This is a genomic window from Bacillus sp. AFS041924 (assembly GCF_002577195.1).
Lineage (GTDB): Bacteria > Bacillota > Bacilli > Bacillales > Bacillaceae_G > Gottfriedia.
In genome coordinates this window covers 1-370 of sequence record NZ_NULG01000082.1, presented here as the reverse complement: position 1 = coordinate 370, position 370 = coordinate 1, and the positions used below count along the sequence as shown (strand labels likewise).

Below are 370 nucleotides of genomic sequence, written 5' to 3'. Positions count from 1 at the left end.
CCCTCGATAAATGCATCTTTCTTTAAAGTTCTCGGAAGTCGAATCTCAATATTTAAATTTTTTTCTTGTCCTTGCTTAATTTTTAATGTAATTCCTTGTGAGTTAGTTACCTTTTCTCCGTTCACATAGACAGAAGCACCCTCTACACGTTTACTTTGTAACGTTAAATATTCATTTGAATAATCTTTTTTCCCATCATTGTCGTAGTCGAATTCTTTCGTTTCTGTTCCATCTGTTAAAACATCAACAGACACAGAGTATTCTAAATCCTCTTTTAGATTTAGGTTTTTAAATGCTTCCACATTCAAGTTGAAAGTCGCTCGATCATTTTTAATTTCTTTTAACGCTACAGCTCCAGCTTGTTCAAGTG

1 pseudogene is annotated in these 370 nt (G+C 33.2%); it reads right to left on the bottom strand.

From position 1 onward, the window contains the following. A pseudogene (locus COC46_RS22300) lies at positions 1 to 370 on the bottom strand (S8 family serine peptidase); the annotation flags it as partial.